This is a genomic window from Blautia sp. JLR.GB0024, assembly GCF_037000545.1.
Classification (GTDB): Bacteria; Bacillota; Clostridia; order Lachnospirales; family Lachnospiraceae; genus Blautia; species Blautia celeris.
Genome location: NZ_JBANBF010000040.1, coordinates 1 through 3022, shown reverse-complemented (window position 1 = coordinate 3022; position 3022 = coordinate 1). Strand labels below are relative to the sequence as shown.

Genomic DNA, 3022 nt, shown 5'->3' with positions numbered 1-3022 from the left:
CACGGTAAAGACTACCAGCGGAAAGACAGCCACCTGTAAAGTTACGGTAAAAGTACCGTCCACTAAAGTGACCATGAGTAAGACTTCCGTTTCAATCAATAAAGGAAAGACTTATACGTTAAAAGGAACCATGTCGCCCAGTAATACTACAGATACCCTGAAATGGAGCAGTTCTAATACAAAGGTAGCCAAAGTTTCCTCAACAGGCGTGGTAACTGCAGTGGAAAAGGGAACAGCGACTATTACAGTGAAGACTACCAGCGGAAAAACCGCCACATGTAAAGTGACAGTGAAAATTCCATCCACAAAAGTAGCTCTCAGCAAAACATCAATCAGTGTTTATAAAGGAAAGACATATACACTGAAAGGAACTTTGACTCCGGGAAATTCTACGGATACCCTGAAATGGAGCAGTTCCAATACAAAAGTGGCAACTGTATCGGGCAGCGGAGTGGTAAAAGGTATCAGTGCAGGAACAACTTCGATTACAGTGAAAACCAGCAGCGGAAAAACAGCAACCTGCAAAGTGACTGTAAAAGAAATAAAGGCTGCCTCTATTCAGTTTGACAGTGGAGAGATGAATTTGACTTCCGGCCAATCGGTAAAGGCTGGCATTACTGTTCTCCCGGCCAATACAACTGATAGTATTACCTGGAGCAGTTCCGATGACAGTATAGTGCGTGTATCGTCGGATGGTGTTATAACCGCAGTAAAAGAGGGAGAAGCGAGTGTTGAAGCGAAAACTTCCAGTGGAAAGAAATGTAGTTGTAAAATTACAGTATCTGCTTCGACAGATAATACAGAAGAAACAGCACAATGAAATAGTTTAACGATTTGAGGAATCAGGCTGCAGAGAACTGTTCTGCAGCCTGATTCCTTTTCGCAATAGTTGTCTAAAGATTCCTTAATAATTATATTGCAATCACTTGGCAGAGTATGTTATCTTGTATAAAGAAGGTTTGGCAATGGTGAGCAGCCGAAAAAATATATATGTAAATGTTGGAGCGCAGTATGGACACAAAAGATGAAGCAAAAGAAGAATTAAAACAGGATTCCCCGGAGAATGAAAAAATAAAGTTTACTGTACATAAGAAAATAATAAGGATCATAGTAATTGCAATAGGATTTCTGGCCGCTTTTATTTCCCTGCTGATAGCTACCAGTATATCCTGGATGTTCAGGACATGGACAGGTCTTACGATGAATGAGCTGATGTTTCATATACAATCGCCTATACAGGGAACAGATCATGGCATCATTATCAGCTACATATTATCATGTATTCTTGTATCTATAGGCATCACTATGCTGATAGGCATCATATATAAATTTGTGAAGAAAAAAAGGGGGCTGATACTTTTAGCATCTGCGGTTGTATCCGTCATAGCTGCCGGTACTTCCATAAATCACATGTGGAGCAGATTGGATATTAAGGCCTATGCCAGCAATAAAAATACATATTCCACATTTATTGATGATAACTATATAGATCCAAAATCAGTCAATATTACTTTTCCGGAACAGAAGAGAAATTTAGTATATATTTATTTGGAATCTATGGAAAATACTTATGCAGACGAAAACCATGGCGGCGCATTTGAGAAAAATGTTATTCCGGAACTGACGGAACTTTCAAATAAGAATGAGAATTTTTCCGGTGATCATAAAACATTAAACGGCGGTATTTCCCTAAATGGCACGGGATGGACGGTTGCAGCCATGTTTGCGCAGAGTTCGGGACTTCCCCTTTTGATTCCTATTGAAGGTAATTCCATGAATGAGCAGGATTCATTTCTGCCGGGTCTGACTACAATCGGAGATATTTTAAAGGATGCGGGATATACGCAGAGCCTGGTTTTGGGATCGGATGCAAATTTTGGCGGCAGAAAGTTGTTTTATACACAGCATGGAATGTATGATATTTATGATTATTACTACAGCAAAGACAATGGTCAGATACCGGAGGATTATCATGTTTTCTGGGGATACGAAGACAGTAAATTGTTTGATTTCGCAAAGCAGCACCTGTTGGAAGCCGGCGCTTCCGATGAACCTTTTAATATGACTATTTTAACAGTAGATACCCACTTTGAAGATGGCTATTTGTGTGAAGATTGTCAGGATACTTTTGGGGATAATCAATATGCAAATGTTATGGCATGTTCCAGTAAACGTGTGACTGATTTTGTGAATTGGATACAGGAGCAGGATTTTTATGAAAATACAACAATAGTTATTTCCGGAGATCATCCCACTATGGACAGTGACTTTTGTGAAGATGTGGATAATAGTTATGACAGAAAAGTCTACACTACCTACATAAATTCTGCTGCAGATACGAAGAATGATACTTACAGACAATATTCAACCTTTGATAATTTCCCGACCACACTGGCAAGTCTGGGCGTGGAGATAGAGGGCAACCGATTAGGTCTGGGAACCAATCTATTTTCATCAGAGGCAACCTTGATGGAAAAATACGATAAAAACACAATAGACATTGAGCTGGACAAAAAGTCAAAATTAATGGAAAAGCTTACGAAAGATATTGTAGTACCGGAGCCGGAAGAAGAGCTGACGGCCGAAGCAGAAGAGGATTCATCTGAAGAGCCGGAAATCATACCTGCAGAGATAGAAGTGACACCATACGATTTCAGAACCGGTAAATATGAAGTAATCGTGAAAAATCTGCCGTCAGACACAGATGTTCAGGCGCTGCGCTGCGCGGTATGGGCGGAAGAAGACCAAAGTGACTTAAAATGGTATGAAGCGGAATTACAGGCAGACGGTTCTTATATTACGAAAGTATGGGCAGCGGATTTTGCTTACAAGGTATCAGAGTATAATATTCATATCTATACATTAGATACAGAAGGGGAACCGCATCTGCTTGCAGAAGCAGCAGGAGAGATAACCAGATAATAAAATCCCAGGTGCAAACAGCCACCTGGGATAAATTTTAATATTTAAATAAAAAAAGGATGCAGGAGATGGGACTTGAACCCACACGATATTGCTACCA

At 40.1% G+C, this 3022-nt stretch carries 2 protein-coding genes; both read left to right on the top strand.

The annotated features are described in order from the left end of the window. Window positions 1-820: Ig-like domain-containing protein (locus V8Q34_RS27320; protein WP_335836688.1), on the top strand; the 820-nt coding region annotated here is incomplete at its 5' end. Between the two features lie 191 nt (window positions 821-1011). After that, a complete protein-coding gene (locus tag V8Q34_RS27315; RefSeq protein ID WP_335836687.1) occupies window positions 1012-2922 on the top strand; it encodes a GBS Bsp-like repeat-containing protein in 1911 nt (636 codons plus the stop codon). Window positions 2923-3022 lie beyond the last annotated feature (100 nt).

Excerpts from the sequence above, each read along its gene's own strand:
- V8Q34_RS27315 (WP_335836687.1), top strand. The coding sequence starts at position 1,012 with ATGGACACAAAAGATGAAGCAAAAGAAGAATTAAAACAGGATTCCCCG.